Source organism: Bacillus cereus group sp. BfR-BA-01355, from assembly GCF_022663675.1.
GTDB classification, from domain to species: Bacteria; Bacillota; Bacilli; order Bacillales; family Bacillaceae_G; genus Bacillus_A; species Bacillus_A thuringiensis_S.
This window is the reverse complement of record NZ_JAKUFY010000244.1, coordinates 1-1,858: the sequence shown is the minus strand read 5'-3', so window position 1 is coordinate 1,858 and position 1,858 is coordinate 1. Positions and strand designations below refer to the sequence as shown.

The window sequence follows — 1,858 nt, the reverse complement described above, 5'->3', positions numbered from 1 at the left end:
ACGACCCTGGATTTTTAACTGGTAAGTCGTTGCAAGTGGATCTTGTAACAACATCTGAAGTAGAAGAAGCAAACTGGTTTACTCGTGCTATGCGCGGAATTGGTTCATTCTTTAGTGGTATGTGGAATAGTGCTGTTGATACAGTAAAAGGTTGGTTTTAAAAGCTCCTCATGGTAGGGGCTTTTTTTTTATTCCTATTTTTCATACCGACTTTATGAAAAAGTAGTAGACAAGCATCTGATAGTTAGTGGTAGAATGTAAGAGTATTCTTAATTTTCGCCTTTAACGGGGGAAAGCAATTCACCTAGGGGGGTTTTTGTACATGACAAATGTAACAGGGACAGAGCGTGTAAAACGTGGAATGGCAGAAATGCAAAAAGGCGGCGTTATTATGGACGTAATTAACGCTGAACAAGCAAAAATTGCAGAAGAGGCAGGCGCAGTTGCCGTTATGGCATTAGAGCGTGTACCAGCAGACATTCGTGCAGCAGGTGGCGTTTCTCGTATGGCAGACCCAACAATCGTTGAAGAAGTTATGGGTGCAGTGTCAATTCCGGTTATGGCAAAATGCCGTATCGGTCACCTTGTAGAAGCACGTGTATTAGAATCATTAGGGGTAGACTATATCGATGAGAGTGAAGTATTAACTCCTGCTGATGAAGTATACCATTTAAATAAACGTGATTACACAGTTCCATTTGTATGTGGTTGCCGTGATATCGGAGAAGCTGCACGTCGTATTGCAGAAGGTGCATCTATGCTTCGTACAAAAGGTGAACCAGGAACAGGAAACATTGTAGAGGCAGTGCGTCATATGCGCCAAGTCAATGCAGAAATCCGTCAAGTTGCGAGTCTACGTGAAGATGAGTTAATGACATATGCAAAAAATACTGGTGCTCCTTACGAAGTATTACTTGAAATTAAACGTCTTGGTCGCTTACCAGTTGTAAACTTTGCGGCAGGTGGTGTAGCAACACCAGCAGATGCTGCATTAATGATGCAACTTGGTGCTGATGGGGTATTTGTTGGATCTGGTATCTTCAAATCAGAAAACCCAGAGAGATTTGCACGTGCAATCGTTGAAGCAACGACTCATTATGAAGATTACGAACTAATTGCAAGCCTTTCTAAAGGGTTAGGTAATGCAATGAAAGGTATCGAAATTTCAACGTTATTACCAGAACAACGCATGCAAGAGCGTGGATGGTAATTAAAGGAGAACTTTAAAATGGTGAAAATCGGTGTACTAGGTCTTCAAGGTGCAGTTCGTGAACATGTAAAATCAGTTGAAGCAAGTGGTGCCGAAGCTGTTGTTGTAAAGCGTATAGAGCAACTTGAAGAGATTGATGGTCTTATTTTACCAGGCGGTGAAAGTACAACAATGCGCCGTCTTATTGATAAGTATGCTTTCATGGAACCACTTCGCACATTTGCAAAGTCTGGTAAACCAATGTTTGGTACATGTGCAGGGATGATTCTTCTTGCGAAAACACTTATTGGCTATGAAGAAGCACATATTGGTGCTATGGATATTACAGTTGAGCGCAATGCGTTCGGACGCCAAAAGGATAGTTTTGAAGCTGCGCTTTCAATTGAAGGCGTGGGTGAAGACTTCGTTGGTGTATTTATCCGTGCGCCGTATGTTGTAGAAGTAGCTGATAATGTTGAAGTGCTTTCTAAGCATGGTGACCGAATGGTAGCGGTAAGACAAGATCAGTTTTTAGCTGCTTCATTCCATCCGGAATTAACAGATGATCATCGTGTCACAGCATACTTTGTTGAAATGGTAAAAGAAGCGAAAATGAAAAAAGTTGTATAAGTAACTTGCAACTTGTATAAGATTATAGTAAATTGATGG

The 1,858-nt window shown here is 41.3% G+C and carries 2 protein-coding genes and 1 pseudogene; all 3 read left to right on the top strand.

Annotated features, from left to right (window positions below; all coding sequences use genetic code 11):
* Nucleotides 1-161: pseudogene (locus tag MR167_RS31310) on the top strand (D-alanyl-D-alanine carboxypeptidase); the annotation flags it as partial.
* A 161-nt stretch (nucleotides 162-322) separates the two neighbouring features.
* Nucleotides 323-1,210: a pyridoxal 5'-phosphate synthase lyase subunit PdxS gene (gene pdxS, locus MR167_RS31305; RefSeq protein WP_000186158.1), complete on the top strand. Its 888-nt coding sequence runs from the start codon at nucleotides 323-325 to the stop codon at nucleotides 1,208-1,210.
* Nucleotides 1,211-1,228: 18 nt separating this feature from the next.
* Nucleotides 1,229-1,819: a pyridoxal 5'-phosphate synthase glutaminase subunit PdxT gene (gene pdxT, locus MR167_RS31300; RefSeq protein ID WP_000238785.1), complete on the top strand. Its 591-nt coding sequence runs from the start codon at nucleotides 1,229-1,231 to the stop codon at nucleotides 1,817-1,819.
* Nucleotides 1,820-1,858: the final 39 nt, after the last annotated feature.

What these genes read in the sequence shown, in the direction of transcription:
- pdxS (WP_000186158.1), top strand. Translation starts at nt 323, where the DNA reads ATGACAAATGTAACAGGGACAGAGCGTGTAAAACGTGGAATGGCAGAA.
- pdxT (WP_000238785.1), top strand. Translation starts at nt 1,229, where the DNA reads ATGGTGAAAATCGGTGTACTAGGTCTTCAAGGTGCAGTTCGTGAACAT.